We start from the raw sequence: 25,140 nt of genomic DNA on the forward strand, positions 1-25,140 counted from the left end.
ATGATGCAACGACGCCACCTGCTCCAAGCCACCGCCGCCAGCCTCATGCTGCCTGGCGCCCGTTTGTTCGCCGCCGGCGAGAACCGTCCGCGCTTCCTGCTCGTCTTCCTGCGCGGCGGCTACGACGCCGCCAACCTGCTGGTGCCGACCGGCAGTTCCTTCTATTACGAGTCGCGACCCAAGATCGCCATCGCCAAGCCGGGGAGCGAGCCGAATGCCGAAGCGGCGCTGCCCATCAACGCCGACTGGGGCCTGCATCCGGCCCTGAAGGACAGCCTCTATCCGCTGCTGCAGGCCGGCCAGGCGACTTTCATCCCGTTCGCCGGCACCGACGACCTGAGCCGCAGCCATTTCGAGACGCAGGACAGCATCGAGCTCGGCCAGAACCTGGCTGGCCAGCGCGACTTCCAGAGCGGTTTCATGAACCGGCTGGCGGCCGAGATCGGGGCGCGGGGCGCCATCTCCTTCACCGACCAGTTGCCCATCACCTTCCGCGGCAACACCAAGATCGGCAATGCTGCGCTGCGCGACAACGCCAAGCTGGCCGTCGATGCCAAGACCCGCAAGCTGGTGTCCAGCATGTACCAGGAGCAGCCGCTCTCGGCGCAGGTCGAAGAAGGCTTTGCGCTGCGCGAGGAGCTGGTGCGCGAGCTCTCGCCCGAGCGCATGAAGGAGATGGACGCCTCCGGCCGCAATGCGATCAGCGCCAAGGGCTTCGAGCTGGAGGCGCGTCGCATCGGCAAGTTGATGCGCGGGCGCTTCAGCCTCGGCTTCATCGACGTGGGCGGCTGGGACACCCATGTGGGCCAGGGCGGCGCCACGGGCACATTGGCCACACGCTTCGAAGAGCTGGGCCGTGGCCTCGCCGCCATCAGCAGCGAATTGGGCCCCGAGCTCTGGAAGCAGACCACGGTGATGGTGATCAGCGAGTTCGGCCGCACCTTCCGCGAGAACGGCAACCGCGGCACCGACCACGGCCATGGCTCCACCTATTGGCTGCTGGGCGGCAGCCTGGCGAACAAGGGCGGCGTGGCCGGCGAGCAGGTGCAGCTCAGCGCCAAGACGCTGAACCAGGGCCGCGACTACCCGGTGCTGAACGAATACCGCAGCGTGCTGGGCGGCCTGTGGCAGCGCCAGTTCGGGCTGTCGGACGAGGCCATTGCCCGCGTGTTCCCGGGCGCCACGGTCAGGGACCTGGGCCTGGTCTGAACGCCGGCTCAGCCGGCTGCCCCCATGGCGCCGGCCATCCGCCGAGACAACTCGCTGCCGCGCGCCTGCAGGAAGCGCTGGAGGCCTGCGGCGTAGTCTGGTGTGGCGGCGGCGCGGATCGAGGGCCGGCTCCTCAACTGGTCGCGCCAGGCTTGCAACCTCGGCAAGCCTGCCCACCAGCCAAAGTCCGCAATGAGGTCGAAGGTCTCGAAGTAGCGGAACACCGGGCCGAACACCGCATCCACCATGCTGAAGCGCGGCCCGGCAAAAAAGGGCCCCTCGCCCAGCGCTGCCTCCAGTTGCTCGAAGCGCAGCCGCAGCTCGGCCGCGCGGGCCGTCAATGCCCTGGCATCGGATGCGTTGTAGAACGCGGCGATGGTGTTCAGCACGCTGGACCCGAACTCCATCCAGGCCCGATGGCGGGCCCGTTGCAGCGGATCGGCGGGATGCAGGGCGGGCATGCTGGTCTCGTCGAGGTACTCGCAGATCACCGCCGATTCGAAGACCGCTTCCCGGTCAACCAGCAGCACCGGCGTCTTGCCCAGCGGCGAGACCTCGAGGAACCAGGCGGGCTTGCGCGCCAGGTCAATGTCGCGGCGCTCGAAGGCGATGCCCTTCTCATGCAAAACGATGGCGGCGCGCTGCACATAGGGGCAGAGCAGGTGCGAGACCAGGATCAGCGGATGACTCATGGCAGGCCTCTCAAGCCGCAGCCGGACGCGGCACCAGCCAGCTGCTGCGCCGGATCGCCACCGCACCATCGCCGAGCAGCCACAAGGCCAGCGAGCTGACGCAGAGGAACAGCGGATATTCCCAGCCGCCGCCCGCGCTGGTGTGGACCCAGCCATTGGGCAGATGCACCCAGACGGCGCCGAGCAGGATGGGCATCAGCAGCAGCGACAGCTGACGCGCATAGAGGCCGACCGCGATGGCCAGGCCGCCCAGCAGCTCGACCGCAAACACCGGATAGGCCAGCCAGCCCGGCAGCCCGACGCTGGCGAAGAAGCCTGCTGTGCCCGGCAGCGTGAACACGAGCAGCTTCAATAGCGCATGGGCCATCCACATCACGCCCAGGCTGAAACGCAGCAGGCTGATGCCGAGGTCGGTGGAGGAAGGGGAATAGGAGGATGCATCGCGGATCGGTGACACGGGGGGCTCCATCAATCAGTTGAAAGTGCCGCCAATCTAAGACTTCCAATCCGCAATGAAAATTGGCAGCAAGGCAAACTAGGATTGCATCCATGCAATACAAACTCAGCGCCGCCGACCTGGAACTGACCCTGAGCCTCGGCCGCGCCGGCACGCTGGCGGCGGCCGGCGAGCGACTGGGCATCGACGCCTCCACCGTGTTCCGCTCGGTACAGCGCATTGAGCGCGGCCTCGGGCAGACGCTGTTCCACCGCTCACGCAGCGGCTACCAGCTCACCGAGCTGGGGCGCCTGCTGGCCGAACAGGCCGAGCAGGTCGAGGCCGCGCTGGAGCAGGCACGCACGGCCGCCGAGGCCACGCCGGCTCAGGTCTCCGGTTTGGTTCGCATCACCACGACCGACACCATCCTGCATGGCCTGGTTGCACCGGCCCTGCAGTCGCTGCAGGCCGAGCATCCTCTGCTCCGCTACGAGCTGCATGCCGGCAATGAGCTCGCGAGCCTGACCCGGCGCGATGCCGACATCGCCGTGCGTGCCACCAAGCGGCCGCCCCAGCACCTGGTCGGCCGGCACCTGGGGCCGGTGCGGGTGGCGTTGTTCAGCGCAAAGAGAAGCAAGGGCGGCGTTCGCAGCCTCGCCGACGTCGAGGCCGGCAGGGCCGACTGGATTGCCCCCGACGAAGCCCTGCCCGAGCATCCTTCGGTGCTGTGGCGCAAGCGCTGCTTTCCCAAGCAGAGCCCGCGCTACCAGGTCAGCAGCATCCTGTCGGTGATGGAACTGGTGGCGCTGGGCCTGGGCGTCGGCGTGATCCCGCTGTTCCTGGCGCAAGGCCGCAAGGACCTGGTGCAGCTGACCGAGGTGCTGGACGACTGCCAGACCGAACTCTGGCTGCTGACCCACACCGAGTCACGGCATCTGCGCCGCGTCTCGACGGTCTACGGGCATCTGGCCGACAGCATCGCCCTGCCCTGAGCCGCAGCCCTTCAGCTGGGCTCAGTCCCTTGACGTCACCCCAGGCCAGCGCACGAAGGCGAAGACCCAGATCACGATGAGGTTGAGAAAGGGAACGAGCAGCAGCAGCGAAAGTGCGCCCGGAAAGCCGGCCCGCTTGGCAATGCGCCAGGCCGGGATGATGAAGAGGGACAGGGCGAGCAGCGACGCCAGCAGACCCGTGACATTGAAATTCATTGCGCTCCCTGATCGCGAGAAATGCCGCCGGTCCGGGCTGGGACGGGCCGCGCACATGGGGCGGCATTCTGCATCAAGCGGGAAGCTCAGCTCAGCAGCGAATCGGCCGCCACGTACTCATAGCCCAGGTCGCGAGCCACCGCCTCGTAGGTCACCTGGCCGGCCGCCACGTTCAGGCCCGCCTTCAGGTGCGGGTTGTCGCGCAGCGCCTGCTTCCAGCCCTTGTTGGCCAGGGCCACGGCATGGCCGATGGTCGCGTTGTTCAGCGCGAAGGTGGAGGTGCGGGCCACGGCGCCCGGCATGTTGGCCACGCAGTAGTGGATGACGCCGTCGACCAAGAAGGTCGGCTCGGCATGGGTGGTGGCATGCGAGGTCTCGAAGCAGCCGCCCTGGTCGATGGCCACGTCCACGATGACCGAGCCCTTCTTCATGCGGCTGACCATGTCGCGCGTCACCAGCTTGGGCGCTGCAGCGCCCGGGATCAGCACGCCGCCGATGACCAGCTCGGCCGAAAGCACGGCTTCTTCCAGCGCCTGGGCGTTGGAGTAAGCCGTGGTGATGCGGTTGCCGAAGACCAGGTCCAGCTGGCGCAGGCGGTCCACGCTCTTGTCCAGCACGGTCACGCGGGCGCCCATGCCCACGGCCATCTGCAGCGCATGCGTGCCGACGACGCCGGCACCGATGATGACCACATGGGCCGGTGCCACACCGGGCACGCCACCGAGCAGCACGCCCATGCCGCCCTTGCTCTTCTCCAGATGGGCCGCACCGGCCTGGATGGACATGCGGCCGGCCACCTCGCTCATCGGTGCCAGGAGCGGCAGGCCGCCACCGGGGCCGGTGATGGTTTCGTAGGCGATGCAGATGGCACCACTCTTCACCAGGGCCGCGGTCTGCTCCGGGTCCGGTGCCAGGTGCAGGTAGGTGTAGAGGATCTGGCCTTCGCGCAGCATCGCGCATTCCTGCGGCTGCGGTTCCTTGACCTTGACGATCATCTCGGCCTGGGCAAACACGCTGGCGGCGTCGCCGACGATCTGTGCGCCGGCTGCCATGTACTGCTCGTCCGCGAGGCCGATGGCCGCGCCGGCGCCGGTCTGCACCAGCAGCTGATGGCCGTTCGCCACCAACTCGCGGACGCTGGCCGGCGTCAGGCCGACGCGGTATTCATGGTTCTTGATTTCTTTTGGGATGCCGATGCGCATGGGGTGTCTCCGTCCTTTTGATTTCTCGGGAGACATGCTTGTACGGCCGGCCGGGGCGGCCCACCAAGCTGCAGCAGTCGATCTACAGCGCCATTAGCGGCGCTAATCCAGGACCCGGGCGATCACCCTCACCACCACCTCGCGGTGGTAGCGAAAGCCCATGCGCTCCTACAAGCCGCGCGCCCCCGCATTCGCGCTCATCACATGCAGCACCGGCTGCTCGCCGCGCTGCACTTGCCGGCGCACCAGCTTGAGCATCAGGCGCTTCGCCAGGCCCCGCCCTTGGAAATCAGGATGGGTGCAGACGCCACTGATCTCGCGCAGATTGCCAGCCTGCATGCGCTCACCGGCCATGGCCATCAGGCGGCCTTGCTTGTCGAAGCAGCCGAAGTAGTCGCCCAGTTCCAGCGTGCGCAGGCCGAAGGGGCCGGGTTTGGTCAAGAGGGCCAGGTCCAGCGCCTGCTGGGCATGGGCGGCCGTGAGCGGCAGGGCCTCCGGCGCCTCGTCATGCGTCGGGCAGGGCCCATGCCAGACCATGCTGAACATCTGCGCCTCGGCCTCGATGCGCCAACCGGCCGGCGCCGGGCCGGCCCAGACGCTGCAATAGAATCTCTCTCCGGGCTCACAAAGCGCGGTCAAGGCGGCCAAGTCGGGCCGCTCGGGGTCCTCGAAGCCGATCAAGGGCGAGAAGCCCGGCGCCATGCGCCGCACCGCCCCGCTGCCCAGCGCAAACCGGGACTGCGCCCCGGAGAGCGCATGCCACATGAGGTTGTCGAGCAGGGGCAGCATGGTCGCCGCTTCAGCCGATCACTGCGCCGGCTTCTTCTCCACCACCGGCAGCGGATGGAAGGCCACCGGGCTCTGCGCGGCCAGCCACACGGCGGTCGCCCAGACGGTGGCGTTCTGGCGGATCTTGGCGGGATCGATCTTGTCCAGCGTGTCGTTGGCCGTGTGGTGGTAGTCGAAGTAGTCCGTGCCGTCCTGGCTGAAGGACAGGATGGGCAGGTTGGAGATGCGCTGGATGGTGCCGGTGTCGGCGCCGGTGCGGGCCTCGTTGTTGCCGGCCTCGACGCCGAGCGGCTTCAGCTGCTCGGCGATGACCATGGCCACGCCCAGGGCCTCGGGCCGCACGCGGGTCTGAAAGCGGTAGATGTTGCCGGCGCCGAAGTCGCTTTCGGCCACCAGCTGGTGCTTCTGGTCCTTGTACTTCTCGGCATAGGCGCGGCCGCCGTCGAGGCCGTTTTCCTCGTTGGCGAACATCACCACGCGGATGGTGCGGCGCGGCTTGGCGCCGCTGTCCAGGATCAGCTTGGCGGCAGCGGCGGTGATGGCCACACCGGCGCCATCGTCGATGGCGCCCTGGCCCAGGTCCCAGCTGTCCAGGTGGCCGCCGATGGTGATGACCTCGTCGGCCAGGTCGGTGCCGGGGATCTCGGCGATCACGTTGTGCGAGACGGCATCGATGCCCAGCTCGTTCTGCATGGCCAGGTGCATCTTCACCGGCTTGCCGTAGCGCTGCAGGCGGGCGATGGTGTCGGCATCGGGCACCGAGACGGCGAAGGCCGGGATGGCCGGCACGCCCTCGGTGTAGCGGGTGGCGCCGGTGTGGGCCAGGCGGTCGTGGTCGGTGCCGACCGAGCGGATCGCAAAGGCCAGCGCGCCGCGCTTGCCGGCTTCGGTCGGGCCGCTGGTGCGAGCGTTGGACGAGGGGCCATAGCCGCGGCCGTCCTTGAAGCGCTCGGTCTTCTGGTCGACGAAGACGATGCGGCCGCGGGCCTTGTCGCTGGTGTCGGCCTTCAGCGCGGCGAAGTCGGCGTAGTAGGCGACCTCGGCCTTGATGCCTTCCTTGGGTGCAGCGACGCTGCCGCCGAGCGCCGTCATCACCAGCGGCTGGGCAAAGGGCTCGGTGATGTGGGCATGGGCCTCGCCGCGCTTCCAGGCCTTCAGCGGCACGGGCTCGGCGCGCACGACCGGGAAGCCCAGGGCCTTCAGCTTGGACACGGCCCAGTCGACGGCCTTCTTGTCGTTCTCGGAACCGGCCGGGCGGGCGCCGACCTCGGTGACCAGGGAATCGACCAGCTCATAGGCCAGGTTGCTGGCCTGGCCGGCTTCGCGCAGCTTGGCGGCCACGGCCAGGTCGGCATCGCTGAAGGACTGGGCGCTGACTGCGCCAGTGGCGCCGGCAAAACAAAGGGCCACAGCAAGTGCGGCCCGGCGGATCTTGAACATGTGCTGACCTCTCCGGTGAATGGAGGCCAGCATAGCGAGCGCCAGCCGAATCCGCCTCGGGGCCATCCCCCGGAGGCGTTCCGGCACTTGCGTTATTCGCCCCAGACGATCTTCTTGCGCAGGCCCACCCAGCGCTCGTAGCTGTTCGCGTACACATCCTCGATGCGGTTGCGCTTGACCTTGAAGGTGGGCGTGATGAAGCCGTTGTCCACGGTCCAGGGCGTGCTAACCAGCACCAGGCAGTCGAGCTGCTCATGCGGGTCGAGCTTGTCGTTGATGGTCGCCAGATGAGCCGTCAGGTCAGCCTCGATCTTGGCCCGGCCTTCGGACGACTTCGCCAGTTCCACCGCATCGGGCGACAGCATCACGATGCCCAGCGGCTGGCCGAGGTTGGCGCCGGTGACGGTGCAGGCCTCGATGTCGGGGTGCATGCCCAGGCGGTCTTCGATGGGCGCCGGGGCCACGTACTTGCCCTTGCTGGTCTTGAACAGATCCTTGACCCGGCCGGTGATGCGCAAGCAGCCCTGGCCGTCCACCGCCGCCTTGTCGCCGGTGCGCAGCCAGCCGTCCTCGGTGAAGGCTTCCTTGGTGATGCCGGCTTCCTTGTAGTAGCCGAGCATCACGGCCGGACTGCGCATTTGCAGCTCGCCGCTGACCGGGTCGATGCGGGTCTGCACGCCCTCATACGGCGTGCCCACCGTGCCGCGCTGGTTCTTGCCGGGCAGCGTGATGTGCGAGACCGCGAGGTTCTCGGTCATGCCGTAGCCCTCGTTGATGGGGATACCGAGGCCGGCGTACCACTCGAGCAAGGCCAGCGGCATGGGCGCGGCGCCGCCGGCGGCAAAGCGGCACTGGTCCAGGCCCAGGGCCTTCTGCACCTTGCGGCGCACGATGCCGCCGAGGATGGGAATGCGCAGCAGCTTCTGCAGCTTGGCTGGCGGCATCTTGTGGTGGATGCCCTGCTGGAACTTGACCCAAAGCCGCGGCACCGAGAAGAACACCGTGGGCCGGGCCCGCTGCAGGTCGGCCGCGAAGGTATCGAGCGACTCGGCGAAGAAGATGTGCATGCCGGTCTTCAACCAGCCATGCTCGACCAGCATGCGCTCGACCACATGGGCCAGCGGCAGGTAGCTGAGCATTCGGTCCTTCTGGGTCAGGTCGAAGCGCACCATGCCGGTCTGGATGGCCCAGGCAAAGGCGCCGAAGGAATGCATCACGCCCTTGGGGGCGCCAGTCGTGCCCGAGGTGTAGATCAGGGTGCAGAGCTCGTCGGCCTTGCGCACCGGCTCGCCCTTCAAGGGCTGGGTGCGGGCGCAGATCGCATCCCAGCTCTCGTAGTTCGCTTTGGCATCGTCGGGCGACAGTGCATAGGAGATGCAAGGCAGACCCGAAGGCACGCCCGGCTTCATGCCCTCCCAACCATCGAGCTTGCCGACGAACAAGGCCTTGGATTCGCTGTGCTCCAGGATCTGGCGGATGGTCTCGGGCGCCAGCGTCGGGTACAGCGGCACGGAGACGTAGCCCGCCATCCAGATCGCCAGGTCGCTCATCAGCCACCAGGCGCAGTTCTTCGAGAGGATGGCCACCTTGGAGCCCGGCTCCCAGCCTTGGCTCTGCAGGTAGGCGGCCATGCGGCGCGTGCCGTCGGCCACCTGGGCCCAGGTGAAGTCGCGGACCGTGCCGTCGCCCATGGGCTGGGTCAGGACCACCTGGTTGGCAGCTTCCTGCTCCCAGTGGTAGAGGCGTTGCAGCGCCAGGGTGTCGGCGGCGATGGTGGGCATGGGGGCTGTCTCCTGTGTTTGTAAAGCTCTGTTTCCGGGTGGAGGCTACCCAGGGCGGCCCGGCATGCCTACCGGGTAAATGCTGGGCTTAGAGTCAGGACTCCAGAGCGGCCTGCAGCTGAGCCAGCGCAGAAGCGGCATCGCCCAGCACCTGCACCGGCGCTTCCGCCAGCGCGGCCGCGCCTTCGGTCTTCAAGCGCGACACCCATTGCCCCGCCTCGCGGCCACCGGCAAAGGCCTGGCTTTGCAACAGCGTGCTGCCATCGGCGGCGACCAGCTTGAAGTAGAACTGGCCGTCGCTCTCGCGGTACTGCTTGAACAGCGGCAAGGCGGCCTTGGCGACCTTCTCGGCCTTGGCCGGTTCGGCGATGGCGGTGAAGGCCGTCAGGCCCACGGCCGTGCGCGCCTTGGCCAGCAGCGGGGCGGCCAGCGCACGGGCCTTGGCGGCGCCCTGCTGCAGGATGGTCTCGATGCGCTCCGGATGGGCCAGCAGTTCCTCGTACTTGGTGCGCATGGCGCCGATCTGGCCGTCGATCAGCTCGAACAGCTGCTTCTTGGCGTCGCCCCAACCCAGGCCCTCGCGCAGGGCCGTGCGGAAGGCGGCGCGCTGCTCGCGGGTGGCAAAGGCGTCGTAGAGCTGGACCAGGGCCTGCCCCTCGGGGTCCTTGGGCTCACCAGGCAGCTTGGAGTCGGTGACGACGCGGGCAATCGCATCGCGCAGCCCCTGGGCGCCGCCGTTGAACAGCGGCACGACGTTGTCGTAGCTCTTGCTCATCTTGCGGCCGTCGAGGCCGGGCAGCAGCTCCATCTCGGCATCGACCTGGGCCTCGGGCAGCACGAACAGCTCCTCACCATGGCCGAAGAGATGGTTGAAGCGCTGCGCCACGTCGCGCGCCATCTCGATGTGCTGGACCTGGTCCTTGCCCACCGGCACGCGGTGGGCGTTGAACATCAGGATGTCGGCCGCCATCAGGATGGGGTAGCTGTACAGGCCCATCGTGATGCCGGCGTCCTCGTCCTCGCCGGCGGCGACATTGGCGTCGACCGAGGCCTTGTAGGCATGGGCGCGGTTCATCTGGCCCTTGGACGTGACGCAGGTCAAGAGCCAGGTCAGCTCGGGAATCTCGGGGATGTCGCTCTGGCGGTAGAAGGTGACGCGCTCGGGGTCCAGGCCGGCGGCCAGCCAGACGGCGGCGATCTCCAGGCGCGAGCGGGCGATGCGGGCCGGGTCCTCGCACTTGATCAGGGCGTGGTAGTCGGCCATGAAGAAGAAGCTCTCGACACCGGCCTCGCGGCTGGCCTCGATGGCCGGCCGGATCGCGCCGACGTAGTTGCCGAGGTGCAGGGTGCCGGTGGTGGTGATGCCGGTCAGGACGCGCTGGGTCATGGTGAGTCTGCAGAAAAGCTGCTGCGTGGAAAGTGCCAGGCCCGCATTGTCTCTCTCCCCGCAACACGGGACGCGGGGCAGGGGCAAGAGGGGCTAGCATGCGTCCACCATCGTCACCCCGGAGCTCCCCGCGCGACCATGACCGCCCTGATGCTTGTCAGCGCCTGCCTGAACATCATGCTCGGCGGAGCCCTGCTGCTGCTGTGGGCACAGGAGAAGCACAAGGACTATGTGCGGGACTGGGGCTGGAGCTGGATGCTGCTCGGCCTCGGGCTGACGCTGGGCCCCATCATGCAGGACTGGCTGGAACCCGGGCCCCTGCGCAACCTGCAGGCCCTGCTGGCCGCCAGCGCGCTGATGGCCTCGCAGGGTTTCCAGACTGCCGGCGCGCTGCGCTATCGCGAGCGTCGCGTCTACCTGCCGCTCGCACTGGGCCTGTTCATCCTCAGCGTGCTGCTGATCGGCAGCCTGGGCATGCGCAATATGCGCTCGGCCATCATCGCCGGCGCAGCCGTGCTGAGCCTGATGTGCCTGTTCAGCGGCTGGCTGATCTGGCAGCACGGCCACCGCTTCGAGCGCTGGGTGGCCATGGGTTTCGTGGCGCTGGCGGCCGTGCATGTCAGCGGCCCGCTGCTGGACGAGCAGGCCCGCTCCGTCATCACCTACTCCATTGGCATCTTCGTGCAGACCACGCTGAGCCTCGGCCTGATCCTGCTGTCGGTGCGCCGCGCCCATGCCCAGGCGCGCCAGCAGGGCGAGCGCTTCACGCGGCTGGCCGAGTTCTCGCTGCAGGGCCTGGTGGTGATGCGCCACCACCGCCTGCTCTACGCCAACCCGGCCGCGCTGGCGATCTTCGGCGTCACCGAGATGCCCAGCGAGGACCTCGACCTGATGGAACTGGCCGTGCCCCCCGAGCAGCAGGATGCGGCCCGCATGCGCCACGGCCGCGTGCTCGCCGACCGCAATGCCCACATTGAATGGGAGAGCCACCGGCTCAACCGCGAAGGCCACACGGTGCATCTGCAATGCCTGTCCAGCCAGGTGGAGTGGGATGGCATTCCGGCCGAACTGATTGTGATGATCAACGACAGCTCGCGCTACGAAGCCGCTGAGGCCCTGCGCCGCCAGGCCTTGCACGACGATCTGACCGAGCTGCCCAACCGCAACCATGCGGTGGCGCGCCTGCAGGCGCTGTGCCGGCCCGGCGCCACACCGTTCACCCTGCTGTCGGCCGACCTGGACCGCTTCCAGCTGGTCAACGAGACCCTGGGCCACGAGGCCGGCGACGCGCTCTTGCGGGCCATCGCCCGGCGCTTCCTGCGCCAGCTGCCGCCCACGGCCGAGCTGGCACGGCTGGGCGAAGACCAGTTCGTCATCATCGGCACCGAGGCCGGCGACACCATCGCCGCCCAGGCCCTGGCCGAGCAGTTGCTCGCCCTGCTGTCCACGCCCTTCTCGGTGGCCGGGGCCGAGCTCTTCATGCATTTGTCGATCGGCGTCGCCCTGTTCCCGCAGGACGGGCGCGATGCTGCCACACTCTTGCGTGCCGCCGACTCGGCCATGCACCGCGCCAAGGCGACGGCGGGCGCCTCGTGGCTGTTCTTCGATGCAACGATGAAGCAGGCCGCCCAGGCGCGGCTGGAGGTGGAGCAGGCGCTGGGGCGGGCGCTGTCGGCCGGTGAATTCCTGCTCGAGTACCAGCCCAAATTCAGCGCTGGAAATCGGCAGCTCTGCGGCTTCGAAGCCCTGGTGCGCTGGGAGCGACCCGAGCGCGGCCGCGTCAGCCCGGCCCAGTTCATTCCGGCCGCCGAGCGCACCGGTCAGATCAAGGCGCTCGGTGAGCTGATCATCCGCATGGCCTGCAGCCAGCTGCGCGACTGGGAGCAGCAGCTCGGTGGCGCCCTGCCGGTGGCGGTGAACGTCTCGCCGCTGCAGTTCGAGGACCCGCTGTTTGCCGAGCGGCTGCTGGAGCAGTTGCGCGAGTTCCAGCTGCCGCCGGGCCGCTTCGAGGTCGAGATCACCGAGACGGCCGCGATCGGCCATGTGGACCGCGTGCTGCCCCAGCTGGCCCTGCTGCACGATGCGGGCGTGCCCATCGCGCTGGACGATTTCGGCACCGGCCAGAGCTCGTTGACCATGCTGCGCCAGCTGCCCATTGCCGCGATGAAGCTGGACCGCAGCCTGATCACGCCGCTGCCCGCCAGCGATGCCGGGGCCATCGTGCAGGCCGCTTGCGTGCTCGGTCGCTCGCTGGAGCTGGAGATCGTGGCCGAGGGCGTCGAAACCTATGCCCAGGCGGCGGCAGCCGAGGCCCTGGGCTGCACCCAGCTGCAGGGTTTCCTGCTCGGCCGGCCGCTGCCGGTCACCAGTGCCACCCTGCTGCTGGAACAGGCGCTGAAGGCCGCGCCCTAGAATCCGCCCCGCCCGGCCGCAAGTCCGGGCAACGTTCTCAGGGCGGGGCGAAATTCCCCACCGGCGGTATGTGCAGGCTTCGGCCTGCACGAGCCCGCGAGCGCCCGTTGCAATGCCACAGCGATGCAGCGGGGTCAGCAGACCTGGTGAGAGGCCAGGGCCGACGGTCACAGTCCGGATGAAAGAGAACGTGAGTGCACGGCTGACGCCGGGCCGCGCCTTGTCCGAGGCGCGGCCCGGCGTCGCTGTGCGCTTGCGTGCTTGCCCTGATTCTTGTTTTCAACCTGTCGAGGTTCACATGAATCAGCTTTCCACTTCTGCATCCACTCCCCGCATCGCCGTCGTCAGCGCCAGCTGGCATGCCGAGATCGTCGGCCAGGCGCGTCAATCGCTGCGCGCCGAGCTCGAGCGGCTGGGCCATCCGCCCGACCAAGTCGATGAGTTCGAGGTGCCGGGCGCCTTCGAGATTCCCTTGCATGCGCAGCGCCTCGCGCGCAGCAGCCGCTACCAGGCCATCGTCGCCTGCGGGCTCGTGGTCAACGGCGGCATCTACCGCCACGACTTCGTGGCCGCTGCGGTGATCGACGCCTTGATGCGCGTGCAGCTGGACACCGAGGTGCCGGTGTTCTCCGTCGTGCTCACGCCGCTCAACTTCCATGAGCATGAAGAGCATCAGCGCTACTTCAGGAAGCACTTCGTCAAGAAGGGCCAGGAGGCCGCACAGGCCTGCCTGAAGACGCTGAACGCCTTGCGCCGGCTGGACAGCCTCAGCGCTTGATCTGGGTGGGGATGGCGGCGGCTCAGGCCGTCGCCATGCGCTCGCCGAGGCGGATCGCGCCGCCCGGCTGCCAGGCCGGGTTGAACTGCAGGCCGCTCTTGGGGAACAGCATCACCACGGTGGAGCCGAGCAGGAAGCGGCCCATCTCGGCGCCCTGCGCCAGGCGGATCTCGCGGTCCTCATAACCCCATTCGCGCACCCGGCCCGGGCGCGGCGGGTTCACGAGGCCATGCCAGACCGTGGCCATGGAGCCGACGATGGTGGCGCCCACCAGCACCAGCACCCAGGGGCCGATCTCGTCGTTCTCGAACACGCAGACCACGCGCTCGTTGCGGGCGAACAGGCCCGGCACGCCACGCGCCGTGGTCGGGTTGACCGAGAAGAGGTCGCCCGGCACATGGATCATGCGCAGCAAACGGCCCTCGCAGGGCATGTGGATGCGGTGGTAGTCGCGCGGGCTGAGGTACAGCGTGGCGAACAGGCCGTCGTGGAAGGCCGAGGCCAGCGTGGCATCGCCGCCGACCAGGGCCGTGGCCGTGTAGCTGTGGCCCTTGGCCTGGAAGATCTGTTCGCCCTCGATCTTGCCGAACTGGCTGATCGCGCCGTCCACCGGGCAGATCAGCTCGGCCTCGGCCAGCGGGCGGGCGCCGGCCTTGAGCTCGCGGGTGAAGAAGTCGTTGAAAGTGGCGTAGGCCGCCGGGTCCGGATTGGCCGCCTCGTCCATGGCCACGCCATAGCGCTGGATGAAGCGGCGGATGTTCCAGGTCGTGAAGCCACCGAGCTCGGCCCCGGCCAGTCGGCCGGCCAGTCGGGTCAGGGCCAGCTTGGGCATCAGGTATTGGGGCAGGACGGCAAGGCGGTCGGACACGGCGGTTTCTTTGCAAACGAAAGCGGCCGCGATTGTAGGTTGACAGGCCCCGGCAGCGCGCCACACTGCCATCAGCCTCTAGAGGAAGCAGAGCCATGGCCGAACCCAAGACCCGCCCGACCGATCAGCCCGTGTCCGACTTCATCGCCGCCCAGGCCGAGCCCCGGCGCCGCGAGGAATGCCAGACTCTCGTGGACTGGATCACCGAGATCAGCGGCGCACCGGCCGTGATGTGGGGCACGGCCATCATCGGCTTCGGCACCTACCAGTACCCGGGGCCGCGCGGCAAGCCCATCGACTGGCCCATCATCGCGTTCTCGCCCCGCAAGAGCGACCTGACCCTCTATGTGCTGACCGGCTTTCCCGGGCAGGACGCCCTGCTCGCGCGGCTCGGCAAGCACAAGACCGGCAAGATTTGTCTCTACCTGAAGAAGCTCGCGGATGCCGATCCCGCCGTGCTGCGCGAGATCCTCGCCGGCTGCGTGGCCAGCATGGCCGCGCGCCGAGTGACCTAACATTGCCACCCTTTTCAGCCCTGCTTCCCAAGCCCGCCATGGAAATCTATCTCGACGCCAATGCCACCACCCCGGTGCTGGACGCCGCCCGCAGCGCCGCGCTGTCGGCCATGGCCGAGGATTTCGGCAACCCGAGCAGCATCCACAGCACCGGCCTGAAGGCCCGCGCCCTGATCGACCGCGTGCGCGGTCAGGCCTCGCGTCTGCTGGGCGCCGGCAACGGCCGCTTGCTCTTCCTGAGTGGCGCGACCGAGGGCATTCAGACGGCGGTGCTGTCGGCCCTGCACGCCTTGCGCGCCCGCCGCGCTGCCGGCGACACGACGGCCGAGCTGCTGCTCTACGGCGCCACCGAGCACAAGGCCGTGCCCGAGGCCCTGAAGCACTGGAACGATTTGCTGGGCCTCGGCTTGCAGGTGCAGGCCATCCCGGTCGGCACCGACGGCCGCCATGACCTGGCCTGGCTGAAGGCCCACGCACCGCGCGCCGGCCTGGTCTGCACCATGGCCGCCAACAACGAGACCGGCGTGATCAGCGATCTGGACGGGATCGAAGCCGCCCTGGCCGGCAGCGCCTGCTTCTGGCTGGTGGACGGCGTGCAAGCCCTCGGCAAGCTGCCGCTGCGCCTGGCGGAGCGCCGCATCGACTACGCGCCCTTCTCCGGCCACAAGCTCTATGCGCCCAAGGGCATCGGCCTGCTCTATGTGCGTGAAGGCGCGCCCTTCACGCCGCTGATGGCCGGTGGCGGCCAGGAAGGCGCGCTGCGCTCGGGCACCGAAAACATGTCGGGCATCGCCGCTCTCGGCGCCGTGCTGGAAGCGCTGGAAGACGGCAAGAGCTTCCGCGACCACGCCACGTTGGTCCGCTTCCGCGACCAGCTGGCGGCGGCGCTGCAGCAGGCCTTCCCCGGCCTGGTCTTCAACGCGCCACTGGCACACAGCCTGCCCACCACCCTGAACTTCTCGGTGCCAGGTCTTGCCTCGCGCCTCTTGCTGGACCTGTTCGATGCCGCCGAGCTGCGCGTCAGCGGCGGTTCGGCCTGCAGCGCGGCCAAGGCCCAGCCCAGTTTCGTGCTGCAGGCCATGGGGCTGCCGGATGAGCAGACCGCCTCGGCCGTGCGCATGTCCTTCGGCCCGGCGGCCGAGGAGGCCTTCATCGTCGAAGCCTGCGAGCGCATCCGCGTCTGCGGTGAGACCTTGCGCGAGAACTGCCTGGCCCCGGCCGGCAACCAGGCCCTGGTCGGCGACGGCATCACCCGCTTCCTGCTGGACGGCGAATGCGGCTGGCTGCTGGCCGACGCGACGAGCCGCCGCTGCATCGTCATCGACCCGCCGGCTGCCCTGGCCGAGCGCCTGGCTCAGCAACTGCGCTGTCAGGGCTATCCGGTGGTGGCCGTGCTGCAGACCGGCCCGCAGGCCGAAGGCGCCGAGGCCCTGCGCGCGGCCGTTCCCGAGCTGCTGGCTGAAGAGACTGGCGAGGCCTGGGCCTTGGGCACGCAGACGCTGCGCCGCCTGGCGCTGAGCGAAGGCCGCTGCGCCTATCTGCTGGACCAGCGCGTGGCCTTCGCGGGCCGCGCCACGGCGGCGGAACTCGGCAACGCCGTGCTGCCGGCCACCCTGCTGGCACCAGCCATCGACACCGACAACCGCATCGCCAGCACGCCCTCCTCGGCCCTGGCGCGCACGGCCGGCCCGGCGCCCAGCCTCGACCCTGCCGCGCTGCAAGCCCTGCTGCGCGAGCATCCCGAGGCCCTGTTGATCGACGTGCGCGAGCCCTTCGAGCAGCGCCTCGGCCAAACGCCGACGCTGGAGACGGCGGTCCGCATCGAGGCCATGCCGATCTCACGCCTCCTGAACGCCCTGCCCGCCTGGCTGGCCATGCCGGCCGAGCAGCCCATCGTCTTCTTCTGCCGCAGCGGCAACCGCAGCCAGGTGGCAGCGCAGCTCTTGCAGCGCCTGGGCCATGAGCGCGCCTACTCGCTGGCCGGTGGCCTGGCGCTGTGGCCCCAGCGCGCTGCCGTGGCAGACCCGGCCCTGTATGTCTGACATCTTGTCTGACACGGCGATCCACGAGCACAGCAGCTTCTACAAGTTCGTCGCGCTTGCGGAGCCCGAGCGGGTGGCGACGCGGCTGCGCGAACTCTGTGTGCGCCTGGGCGGCAATGTGCTCGTGGCGCCTGAAGGCATCAGCGGCGCGCTCGGCGGCCCTGTCGAGGCGCTGGATGCATTCGAGCAGGCGCTGCTGAGCGACCCTGTGTTCGAGTCTGCCTTCACCGGCATCCAGTTCAAGCGCAGCTTCTGCCAGACCCGGCCCTTCACGCTGTGCAAGGTGCATGTGAAGCCTGAGCTGGTGGCCTTTGGGCTCGAAGGCGTCTCGGGCCTTGTGGACCCACGCGACACCCATGTCTCGCCACAGGCCTGGCGCGAGCTGATCCAGCGCGAGGACGTGGTGCTGATCGACAACCGCAACAGCTTCGAATGGAAGCTGGGGCATTTCCGCGGCGCGGTCGATCCCGGTGTGCGCCATTTCCGCGACTTCCCGGCCTATGTGCAGGCCCATGCCGACCAATGGAAGCGCGAGGGCAAGACCGTCGCCATGTACTGCACCGGCGGCATCCGCTGCGAGAAGATGGGCGGCTGGATGCAGGAGGAGCTGGGCCTGCAGGTGGCGCAGCTCGACGGCGGCATCCTCAACTACTTCGAGCAGATGCAGGATGCCGAAGCCGACTGGCTGGGCGAGTGCTTCGTCTTCGACAAGCGCATCGCCATCGACACCCGCCGCGAAGAAACCGCCACCACGGCCGAGCAGGCCTATGGCGATGATCCGGCCGAGGCCTGGCGCCTGGCGCGGGCCAAACGGCTCGACCCGGCGGGCTGATCAGTCGGGCCTCAATCGGCTTCCGAAAACATCGCCCGCTGCCGCCCGCTGCTCTTGGCGCGGTACATGGCCTGGTCGGCCGCCGCGATCAGCTCGGTGGCATTGCTGCCGTTCTCGGGATAGCGGCTGACACCGATGCTGGCGCCGGCCACCAGCTCTGCATCGCCAAAGGGCACGGGCTGGACCAGCGCATCGAGCAGCTTCTGCGTGACGGCCGTGATGGCCTCGGGATCATCCGCATGGTCGAGCAGGATGACGAATTCGTCGCCGCCCATGCGGGCCACCGTGTCGACCTCGCGCACCAGCTGGCGCAAGCGCTGCGACAGCGTGCGCAGCACGGCATCGCCGGCCGCGTGGCCCAGCGTGTCGTTGATTTCCTTGAAGTTGTCCAGGTCGATGAAGAGCATGGCCAGGCGCCCGCCATTGCGCTTGGCATGGGCCAGCGCATGGTCCAGGCGCTCGAGCAGCACACGGCGGTTGGCCAGGCCGGTGAGGCTGTCGTGGCTCGCGAGGTGGTCCAGCTCGCGCTGCTTCAGTTCCAGCGAATCGAACTGCGCGCCGATCTGCTGCTGCATGTGGTCGATGCTGCGGGCCAGCAGGCCGATCTCGTCATCGCGCTCCAGCGGCAGCACGCCCGCTGACTCGCGGCCGCTGGCAAAGCGCTGCACAGCCGCCACGATCTGCGCAATCGGCCGCGACAGCGCGCGCGCCAGCAAGGCGGCCAGCAAGAGGGCCAGGGCACTGAAGGCCAGCACGATGCGCAGGCTCATGGCGCCCAGGTGCTCGCTCTCCTTCAGCACCAGTTCCAGCGGCTCAGACAGGCCGAGGATGAACTCCTCCTCGCTGTGCAGGCCGGGCAGCGGCTGGCGCACAAAGGCCGCCACCTGGGCCGGCGCGCCCTCGCCCGCCTCCACCGAGGTGACGATCTGGCCGGGCTGGCCCGCCGGCTGCTCGACCAGGGCAATGGCCGCCGGGAAGCCTTGCTGCAGCAAGGCGCTCTGGCCCCGGTCAAAGGCGAAGGCCTTGCTGCGGTCCGGATGGATCAGGAACTCGCCCGCGCCATTGCTCAGGTAGAGCTGCAGGCCGTCCGGCAGGTCGGCGGCCAGCTGATCGAACAGGCGATCCAGGTCGACGTTGATTACGACCAGGCCGCGCACCTGGCCATCGATCCCGCGCACCGGCGCCGCCACCTGCAGCGAAGGCTTGTCCAGGCCCGCGTGGGCACCGACCTCGTGGTTGATCACGGCCTTGGACACATAGACGGCGCCAGCCGGCAGGGCCAGGGTCTCAAACACGTAGGGGTAGTGGCCCTTCTCTTGGAGGTCTTCTTCGGCCACGCGCAGCACACCGGCACTGTCGCGGTCCACGCGCAGCCGCTCCAGGCCATGGTCGGCCGCGTCGATCAGGCGGATCTGGTAGTACTCGGGATGCGTGTCCAGCATGCGCTGGAACAGCAGCGTGGTGTTGATCTCGCTGCGCGACTGCAGCTGCGGGTCGCTGCGTGCCAGCAGGCGGGCCGCCATCGGATGCTCCGCGAACAGCAGCACGTCGCGCGCCGTGTTGTCCATGCCCACGGCCAGCTGGCGCACCAGCACCCGCGTGGCGGTGAGCAGGCGTTCCTCGGCGGCGGCCACCAACAGCTGGCGGCTGGCCGAGTAGCCGTAATAGCCCGTCAGGCCGGCGGCCAGCACGCCCACGGCGGCCAAGGCCAGCCCCAGTCGCCAGGCGATGCCGAGCTTCATGGCGACATCACCCGGGCCGCGCGGTCGCCCGAACGGATGCGGGCCCACAAGGCTTCGCGCCGGGCCGCGTCTTCCACCGGCTCCAGCCACAGCAGGCGGGCGGCGCTGGCGCTCGCGGCCGACTCGGCCGTGGTGCTGGCCAGGCCCTGGCGGCTGACCAGCAGCGCGCTGGCTTGCTGGCCGAGCAGGTGGTCGATCCAGGCATGGGCGAGCGGCTGGTCGGCCACGCTGCTGGTGATGGCCCAGCAATCCAGCCAGGCCAGCGCGCCCTCGCGCGGGATCACATAGCCCACGTCGGCGCCGGCCGCCTTCAGCAGCTGGAACTGCTGCATGCCGTAGTTCGCGTACATCAGGGCCGCGCCATGGCGCTGGAACAGGCGCACCGATTCCTCCGGCTGGCCATAGAAGCCGAGCACATTGCGGCGCAGCTCGATCAGCTTGTCCACCGCCTTGGGCAACTGGGACGCAGGGAGCTGGAAGGGCGTGGCCGAGCCCATCTCCAGTGCGGCCAGCGAGAAGTTGTGGCTGCCGCCGTTGTAGGCGATCACCTTGCCGCGCCATTGCGGGTCCCACAGCGCCTTGATCGAGCTGGGGGGCTGCTTGAGCTGGTGGCGGTCGTAGATCAGGCCCATCTCCGCATAGGCAAAGGGGATGCCGTAGGCCTGCGCCCGTTCGCCCTGGCCACGCAGCAGGCCGGGGATCGCGGAGAGCTCACGGAAGCGCGGCAATTGCTGGCGGGTGTTCGGAATCTGGCGGCGGTCAATGGGGCGCACCAGGCCGGCGGCGATGTAGCGCTGCAGTTCGGCCGTGTTGACCGCGAACAGGTCATAGGCGGGGCCGGGCTTGGTGTTGAGCTTCTGCCAGAGGGCCTCGTCGCTGTCGATGATGGTCAGCTCGACCTTGGCGCCGGTTTTCTTCTCGAAATCGCGCAGCACCTCGGGCTCCACATAGCCCGGCCAGGCCAGCACGCGCAAGCTGCCGCCGGCAGCGGCCACCTGGCAGCACAGCGCCAACAGCAAGGCGCTGGCCCAGGCGATGCAAAGCCGGCTCAGGACGGGAGCGAACTGCAAACTGCGGACAGCCATGCGGCCATCGTAGATGATGAGCCCCGTCCACCCTAGGGATTCACCTGAGCAAAACCTCATGCCTTGCCTGCCTTTTCACGCTCTGCGCCTGCCCACCCTGCTCCTGCTGCTGGGCAGCCTGCCCGCCTGGGCCGCGCCGCCTGCCGCCGCAGCACCCGCATCGGCAGCCAGCGCCGACTGGACCGACCCGCAAAGCCAGCTCAGCTGGGCACGCTGTGTGGAGGGCATGCAATGGACCGGCCAGGCCTGCGCCGGCCAGCCGCTGCTGCTGACCCATGCCCAGGCCCTGGCCCGGGCCGCCGCCCGCGCCAAGGAAGACGGCCTGCCCTGGCGCGTGCCCCGCGTGCCCGAGCTGCGCCACCTGCTGGAGAAGGCCGGCAAACCGGCGGCACCCGGCACTCAGCTCCCGCCCGCGCCGGCCGGCTGGCTGTGGACGGCCACGGCCAATGTCCGCCAGGACAAGCCCAATCCCTACAACTATGGCAACGCGATGAACAACCGGGGTTCCAATGCCAATGACACGCCCTTCCTGCTCGGCTGGGCCGTCGAGGCGCCCGGCGGCGAAGCGCGCGGCGACATTCCCAAGAGCAGGCCCCTGGCCGTGCGCCTGGTTCGCTCCAAGCCCTAGCCCCGAGCCCTGGGCGCGATTGAAACAGCCGGCAAGCGCGGGCGGGGGCTGGCCGCCTGCCGCGATAATCAGCCCCGTCGCTGTTCCTAGCCCATCGCGCCCCTGCTCCTGCCCATGTCCAACCTGATCGTCCACGGCGGCACCCCTCTGGCCGGCCGCATCATCCCGTCGGCCAACAAGAACGCGGTTCTGCCCATCCTGTGCGGCACGCTGCTCAGCAGCCAGCCGATCCGGCTGCACGGCGTGCCCGAGATCACCGACGTGAAGAAGATCGTCGAGGTCTTCCGCAAGCTCGGTAGCGACGTCGCGATCGACTTCAAGACCGGCATCCTCGACGTCCATCACAAGAACACCCGCTTCGACCCGGCCATTGATCGCCTGCCCGAAGAGATGCGCTCGTCCATCATGCTGGTCCCCGGCCTGATGGCCCGCTTCGGCGCGGCCCGCGTGGAGGACGATGTCAAGGGCTGCACCCTCGGCGCCCGTGAGATCGACCCGCATGTGGAGGTGTTCCAGCGCTTCGGCGCCCAGGTGGACCGCCTGCCGGACGGCCTGCTCTGCACCGTGCCGGGCAAGCTGCAGGCCAACGACCACTGGACCGACTACGCCTCGGTCACCACGACCGAGAACTTCGTGCTCTGCGCGGCGCTGGCCGAAGGCACGTCCACGCTGATGAACGCGGCCAGCGAGCCGCACGTGCAGGAGTTCTGTCAGTTCATGGTGATGCTGGGCGCCCAGATCGAGGGCCTCGGCACCTCGCGCCTGAAGATCACCGGCATCGAGGCCCTGAAGGGTGGTGAGTTCACCTTCGCCGAAGACTTCCACGAGATCGTCACCTTCCTGGCCCTCGGCGCCATCACCGGCGGCGATGTGCGGGTCAAGAATTCGCAGCCCGAGCAGTTCCCGCTGATCGACCGCACCTTCGCCAAGTTCGGCGTGCAGATCATTCACGAGGACGGCTGGTCGCGCTCCGTCACCGAAGGCGGCAAGCTGAAGGTGAAGGAACCCTTCACCCGCAACATCCTGCAAAAGGTCGAGGCCGCACCCTGGCCCTATCTCCCGGTCGACCTGCTGCCGATCTTCGTGGCCCTGGGCGTCAAGGCCGAAGGCAGCGTGATGTTCTGGAACAAGGTCTATGACGGCGCCATGGGCTGGACCTCGGAGCTGTCCAAGTTCGGCGCCCACGCCTTCCTGTCGGACCCGCACCGCATGGTCACCTTCGGCGGCAAGCCGCTGGCGCCGGCCGAGGTGGAGAGCCCCTACATCATCCGCGTGGCGATTGCCCTCTTGATGGTGGCGGCCAGCATCCCGGGCAAGTCCGTCATCCGGAACGCCACGCCGATCCGCCGCGCGCACCCGCATTTCGTCGAGAACATCTCCCGCCTGGGCACACGCATCGAGTGGGTCGAGGGCGACTGAGCATGGGTCGATGGCGCGGCGCCGGGATGCTCCCGGCCTTGATGCTTGCGGCGACTGCGGCCCTGGCCCAGTCGCCGGCCGAGCCTGCCGCGCCGCTGCCCACACTGCGCTGGCTGGTGCAGGACATGGCACCGGCCTTCAGCTACGCCCATGGCCATGCGCCGCGCGTGGCCGAGGACCTGGGCGACGGCGAGATATCGGGCTTTCTGCGCCTCTTGATCCAGCGCCTGCCGCAGTACCGCCATGAGTTCGTGGAGGCCAGCCTGCCGCGCTTCGAGACCCTGGTGCGCCAGGGCGCGACCCTGTGCTCGGCCCTGCACCTGCGCAAGCCCGAGCGGCTGGAGTGGCTGTATTTCACCCAGCTCTATCCCCCGCTGTTCTCGCGCCAGATTCACGTGATCGTCCACAAGGACAACCTGGCCCGCTTCCAGTCGCAGGGCCAGGTGCTGCAACTGAGCGACTTGCTGCAGCGCAAGGACCTGGTGGGCTTGCTGCCGCGCGACCGCGCCTTCGGGCCACGCATCGATGGCCTGCTCCAGGCAGCCAGCACGCAGGCCCCCGCCACCGTGGTGGCCGGCCGCAGCATGCACCTACTGGCCATGCTGAAGGCCAAGCGCATGGACTGGACGCTGGACTACCCCACGGTGGTCGACGCCATGGGCGGCAGCGACCTGGTCAAGCTGCCGCTGGCCGAGGGCCGCAGCACGGCTGTGGCCACCATGGCCTGCAGCCGCAGTGCGGAGGGCAAGCAACGCATCGAGGCCATCGACGCTGCCGTGCGCAAGCTGGCCCAGGACCCCCAGCGCGACGGCTGGATACGCGCCTGGCGCGGCGACGCAATCGACGAGACCGAGCGCCGCGCCATCCTGCGCTACATGGACGAGCGGGCGCGGGGCGGCTCGTTGGTCGAGTGAGCCGTCCGGCCAAGCCGGCTCTGCCCCTGTTGAATGGGGTCAATGCCAGCGCCGTGGCCTGCCCGGCTGGACCTTGGAGGCTGTTGCTGGACTTCCTGGCGGAGCGCCTGGCGCTGGTCACCCGGGAGGACTGGGAAGGCCGGATGACGCGCGGCGAGGTGCTGGATGAGGCCGGCTCCGCCCTGGGGCCGACGACGGCCTATGCAGCCGGTCGCCGCGTCTTCTACTACCGGCTGCTGGCGCATGAAGCGCCCATCCCTTTCGAGGCCCGCGTGCTGTACCGCGACGAGCTGCTGCTGGTCGCTGACAAGCCGCATTTCCTGCCGGTCACGCCCAAGGGCCGCTACGTACAGCAGACCCTGCTGGTTCGCCTGCAACGCGAGCTCGGCCTGAGCACCCTCAGCCCCATCCACCGGCTGGACCGCGAGACGGCCGGCCTTACGCTGTTCTGCATGCAGCCACAGCATCGCGACGCCTACCAGCGGCTGTTCCGCGAACGGGCGGTCGAGAAGGTCTACGAGGCCATTGCGCCTGCGCCCGAACTAGGCCGCAGGCAAGACCTGACCCTGCCGCTGGACTACCGCTGCCGGCTGGTCGAACGCGAGGAGGCCTTCATGCAGATGCAGGAGGTGGCTGGCGAGCCCAATGCCCAGACAAGGATCTCGTTGATCGAGAGGCTGAGCGGTGGCCTGGCGCACTACGAGCTGCGGCCACGCAGCGGCATCAAGCATCAGCTGCGGGCCCAGATGGCGGCGCTGGGCCTGCCCATCGTCGGTGACCGGATCTACCCGGTCTTGCAAGCCGAAGAACTGGAGCCCGACTACAAGCGTCCGCTGCAGCTGCTGGCGCGCAGCATTGCCTTCGACGACCCAGTGACCGGGCAGCCCCGTCGTTTTGATTCGGAGATGCGGCTGCTGCTCAGCCGCCAGGCCTCAACGGCCGTGTGACTGGGCTTCGAGCACCTGCTCGCTGACCCGGCGGGCGGCGCGCAGCACCAGCGTCTCGTCCATCTGTGCCTGCGCCGCCATGCTGGCGGCCACGCCTTCCAGTTCGCCAGGCTGGTTCATCAGCACCCAGGCGAGGGCCGAGATGGCGCAGATCGAACGGCGCTGGATGGACTCGCCCATCAGCATGGTGTCTTGCACCTGCACATGGTGGCGCACGCTGGCCACGGCGGCGGGCGCCAGGCCCCAGCTCTCGCACAAGGCGGCGCCCAGGGCATCGTGGCTCACGCCGAAGGCCGTGTGCTCCAGTTGCACCAGCTCCGCATCACGGGTGGCAGCGCGCAACATGGATGGATAGTGAGCCGGGGCATGGCGGTAGAGCACGGCCTTGCCGCATTCCTCGAACAGGCCGGCCGAGTGGGCGGCCCAGGGGTCCACGCCGAGCATCTGGCCCATGCGGCCCATCAGCAGGCCGCGCTGGGCCGCGCGGTTCCAGACCGGCTCCAGCTCGGCCGCCGGCGGGAAGGCCGCACGCAGGCCCATCTCGAAGGTGATCGCGGAGACCTCGCGCATGCCCAGGTAAGTCAGCGCCTGATGCACCGTCTGCACCCGGCCCTTGAGGCCGTAGAGCGACGAGTTGACCGCCTTGAGCACCGCCGCGGCCAGCGCCATGTCGGATTCGACCAGCGAGGACAGGGCCTGCAGATCCACGTCTTCGGCAGCCATCAGCAGAGAGAGCTTCACCAGCACTTCGGGCTGGGTCGGGATCTCGATGTCGAGGGAGCGCAGTTGGGGATCGACGGGCATGGTGTGGAGG

23 protein-coding genes and 1 riboswitch are annotated in these 25,140 nt (G+C 68.7%); of the genes, 11 read left to right on the plus strand and 12 right to left on the minus strand.

The window, feature by feature from the left end; genetic code table 11:
• Positions 1-3: 3 nt before the first annotated feature.
• Positions 4-1,209, plus strand: a complete 1,206-nt coding sequence (locus J7U46_RS07015) for a DUF1501 domain-containing protein (RefSeq protein WP_282825016.1) — start codon at positions 4-6, stop codon at positions 1,207-1,209.
• A gap of 8 nt (positions 1,210-1,217) precedes the next feature.
• Here J7U46_RS07015 and J7U46_RS07020 read toward each other — a convergent pair whose 3' ends face one another.
• Positions 1,218-1,901: a glutathione S-transferase family protein gene (locus J7U46_RS07020; protein ID WP_282824152.1), complete on the minus strand. Its 684-nt coding sequence runs from the start codon at positions 1,899-1,901 to the stop codon at positions 1,218-1,220.
• 10 nt (positions 1,902-1,911) lie between these two features.
• Positions 1,912-2,358: a DoxX family protein gene (locus tag J7U46_RS07025; RefSeq protein WP_282824154.1), complete on the minus strand. Its 447-nt coding sequence runs from the start codon at positions 2,356-2,358 to the stop codon at positions 1,912-1,914.
• 92 nt (positions 2,359-2,450) lie between these two features.
• Between J7U46_RS07025 and J7U46_RS07030 the strand changes: the two genes are divergently transcribed.
• Positions 2,451-3,329, plus strand: a complete 879-nt coding sequence (locus J7U46_RS07030) for a LysR family transcriptional regulator (RefSeq protein WP_282824156.1) — start codon at positions 2,451-2,453, stop codon at positions 3,327-3,329.
• 21 nt (positions 3,330-3,350) lie between these two features.
• Here the strand turns inward: J7U46_RS07030 and J7U46_RS07035 are convergent, their stop codons facing one another.
• The 6 genes from J7U46_RS07035 to J7U46_RS07060 form a co-directional block, all read right to left on the minus strand.
• The gene (locus J7U46_RS07035; protein WP_282824157.1) at positions 3,351-3,545 is read right to left on the minus strand and encodes a hypothetical protein; all 195 of its coding nucleotides are present in this window, start codon (positions 3,543-3,545) and stop codon (positions 3,351-3,353) included.
• 86 nt (positions 3,546-3,631) lie between these two features.
• Entirely contained in the window at positions 3,632-4,747 is a 1,116-nt protein-coding gene (gene ald, locus J7U46_RS07040) for an alanine dehydrogenase (RefSeq protein WP_282824159.1), read from the minus strand.
• A 168-nt stretch (positions 4,748-4,915) separates the two neighbouring features.
• A complete protein-coding gene (locus J7U46_RS07045; protein WP_282824161.1) occupies positions 4,916-5,536 on the minus strand; it encodes a GNAT family N-acetyltransferase in 621 nt (206 codons plus the stop codon).
• Positions 5,537-5,554: 18 nt separating this feature from the next.
• A complete protein-coding gene (locus J7U46_RS07050) occupies positions 5,555-6,976 on the minus strand; it encodes a M20/M25/M40 family metallo-hydrolase (protein ID WP_282824164.1) in 1,422 nt (473 codons plus the stop codon).
• 92 nt (positions 6,977-7,068) lie between these two features.
• The gene (locus tag J7U46_RS07055; RefSeq protein ID WP_282824166.1) at positions 7,069-8,757 is read right to left on the minus strand and encodes an AMP-binding protein; all 1,689 of its coding nucleotides are present in this window, start codon (positions 8,755-8,757) and stop codon (positions 7,069-7,071) included.
• A gap of 94 nt (positions 8,758-8,851) precedes the next feature.
• Positions 8,852-10,144 (minus strand): tryptophan--tRNA ligase, encoded by a 1,293-nt coding sequence (locus tag J7U46_RS07060; RefSeq protein WP_282824168.1) that lies wholly within the window; start codon positions 10,142-10,144, stop codon positions 8,852-8,854.
• A 138-nt stretch (positions 10,145-10,282) separates the two neighbouring features.
• On the opposite strand from J7U46_RS07060, the gene J7U46_RS07065 reads away from it, so the two are divergent.
• Positions 10,283-12,556: an EAL domain-containing protein gene (locus J7U46_RS07065; RefSeq protein WP_282824170.1), complete on the plus strand. Its 2,274-nt coding sequence runs from the start codon at positions 10,283-10,285 to the stop codon at positions 12,554-12,556.
• Between the two features lie 29 nt (positions 12,557-12,585).
• A riboswitch (FMN riboswitch) is annotated at positions 12,586-12,750 on the plus strand.
• A 104-nt stretch (positions 12,751-12,854) separates the two neighbouring features.
• A complete protein-coding gene (locus J7U46_RS07070) occupies positions 12,855-13,334 on the plus strand; it encodes a 6,7-dimethyl-8-ribityllumazine synthase (protein WP_282824172.1) in 480 nt (159 codons plus the stop codon).
• 22 nt (positions 13,335-13,356) lie between these two features.
• On the opposite strand, the gene asd is transcribed toward J7U46_RS07070, so the two are convergent.
• Positions 13,357-14,202 carry an archaetidylserine decarboxylase gene (gene asd, locus J7U46_RS07075; protein WP_282824174.1) on the minus strand — a complete coding sequence of 282 codons (846 nt, stop codon included), beginning with the start codon at positions 14,200-14,202 and terminating at the stop codon, positions 13,357-13,359.
• A 95-nt stretch (positions 14,203-14,297) separates the two neighbouring features.
• On the opposite strand from asd, the gene J7U46_RS07080 reads away from it, so the two are divergent.
• From J7U46_RS07080 to J7U46_RS07090, 3 genes are read left to right on the plus strand one after another with little or no spacing between them, the layout of a single operon-like run.
• Complete coding sequence (locus J7U46_RS07080) at positions 14,298-14,717, plus strand: DUF1801 domain-containing protein (protein WP_282824176.1); 420 nt, start codon at positions 14,298-14,300, stop codon at positions 14,715-14,717.
• Positions 14,718-14,755: 38 nt separating this feature from the next.
• Positions 14,756-16,759 (plus strand): aminotransferase class V-fold PLP-dependent enzyme, encoded by a 2,004-nt coding sequence (locus J7U46_RS07085; protein ID WP_282824178.1) that lies wholly within the window; start codon positions 14,756-14,758, stop codon positions 16,757-16,759.
• Positions 16,752-17,591, plus strand: a complete 840-nt coding sequence (locus J7U46_RS07090; RefSeq protein WP_282824180.1) for a rhodanese-like domain-containing protein — start codon at positions 16,752-16,754, stop codon at positions 17,589-17,591. The genes J7U46_RS07085 and J7U46_RS07090 overlap by 8 nt, the downstream gene beginning before the upstream one ends.
• 11 nt (positions 17,592-17,602) lie before the next feature.
• On the opposite strand, the gene J7U46_RS07095 is transcribed toward J7U46_RS07090, so the two are convergent.
• The gene (locus J7U46_RS07095; protein ID WP_282824182.1) at positions 17,603-19,333 is read right to left on the minus strand and encodes a diguanylate cyclase; all 1,731 of its coding nucleotides are present in this window, start codon (positions 19,331-19,333) and stop codon (positions 17,603-17,605) included.
• Positions 19,330-20,418: an extracellular solute-binding protein gene (locus J7U46_RS07100; RefSeq protein WP_282824184.1), complete on the minus strand. Its 1,089-nt coding sequence runs from the start codon at positions 20,416-20,418 to the stop codon at positions 19,330-19,332. The genes J7U46_RS07095 and J7U46_RS07100 overlap by 4 nt, the downstream gene beginning before the upstream one ends.
• Positions 20,419-20,476: 58 nt before the next feature.
• Here J7U46_RS07100 and J7U46_RS07105 point away from each other — a divergent pair, with 58 nt between their 5' ends.
• The 4 genes from J7U46_RS07105 (at position 20,477) to J7U46_RS07120 (ending at position 24,326) form a co-directional block, all read left to right on the plus strand.
• Positions 20,477-21,046 carry a DUF1566 domain-containing protein gene (locus J7U46_RS07105; RefSeq protein ID WP_282824186.1) on the plus strand — a complete coding sequence of 190 codons (570 nt, stop codon included), beginning with the start codon at positions 20,477-20,479 and terminating at the stop codon, positions 21,044-21,046.
• A gap of 114 nt (positions 21,047-21,160) precedes the next feature.
• Positions 21,161-22,465: a UDP-N-acetylglucosamine 1-carboxyvinyltransferase gene (locus J7U46_RS07110; protein ID WP_282824188.1), complete on the plus strand. Its 1,305-nt coding sequence runs from the start codon at positions 21,161-21,163 to the stop codon at positions 22,463-22,465.
• A gap of 41 nt (positions 22,466-22,506) precedes the next feature.
• Entirely contained in the window at positions 22,507-23,379 is an 873-nt protein-coding gene (locus J7U46_RS07115; protein WP_282824190.1) for a hypothetical protein, read from the plus strand.
• 83 nt (positions 23,380-23,462) lie between these two features.
• Positions 23,463-24,326 carry a pseudouridine synthase gene (locus J7U46_RS07120; RefSeq protein WP_282824192.1) on the plus strand — a complete coding sequence of 288 codons (864 nt, stop codon included), beginning with the start codon at positions 23,463-23,465 and terminating at the stop codon, positions 24,324-24,326.
• Here the strand turns inward: J7U46_RS07120 and J7U46_RS07125 are convergent.
• Entirely contained in the window at positions 24,312-25,130 is an 819-nt protein-coding gene (locus J7U46_RS07125) for an HDOD domain-containing protein (RefSeq protein WP_282824194.1), read from the minus strand. The genes J7U46_RS07120 and J7U46_RS07125 overlap by 15 nt on opposite strands.
• Between the last annotated feature and the right edge of the window lie 10 nt (positions 25,131-25,140).

This window comes from Pelomonas sp. V22 (assembly GCF_030014915.1).
Classification (GTDB): Bacteria; Pseudomonadota; Gammaproteobacteria; order Burkholderiales; family Burkholderiaceae_C; genus JAUASW01.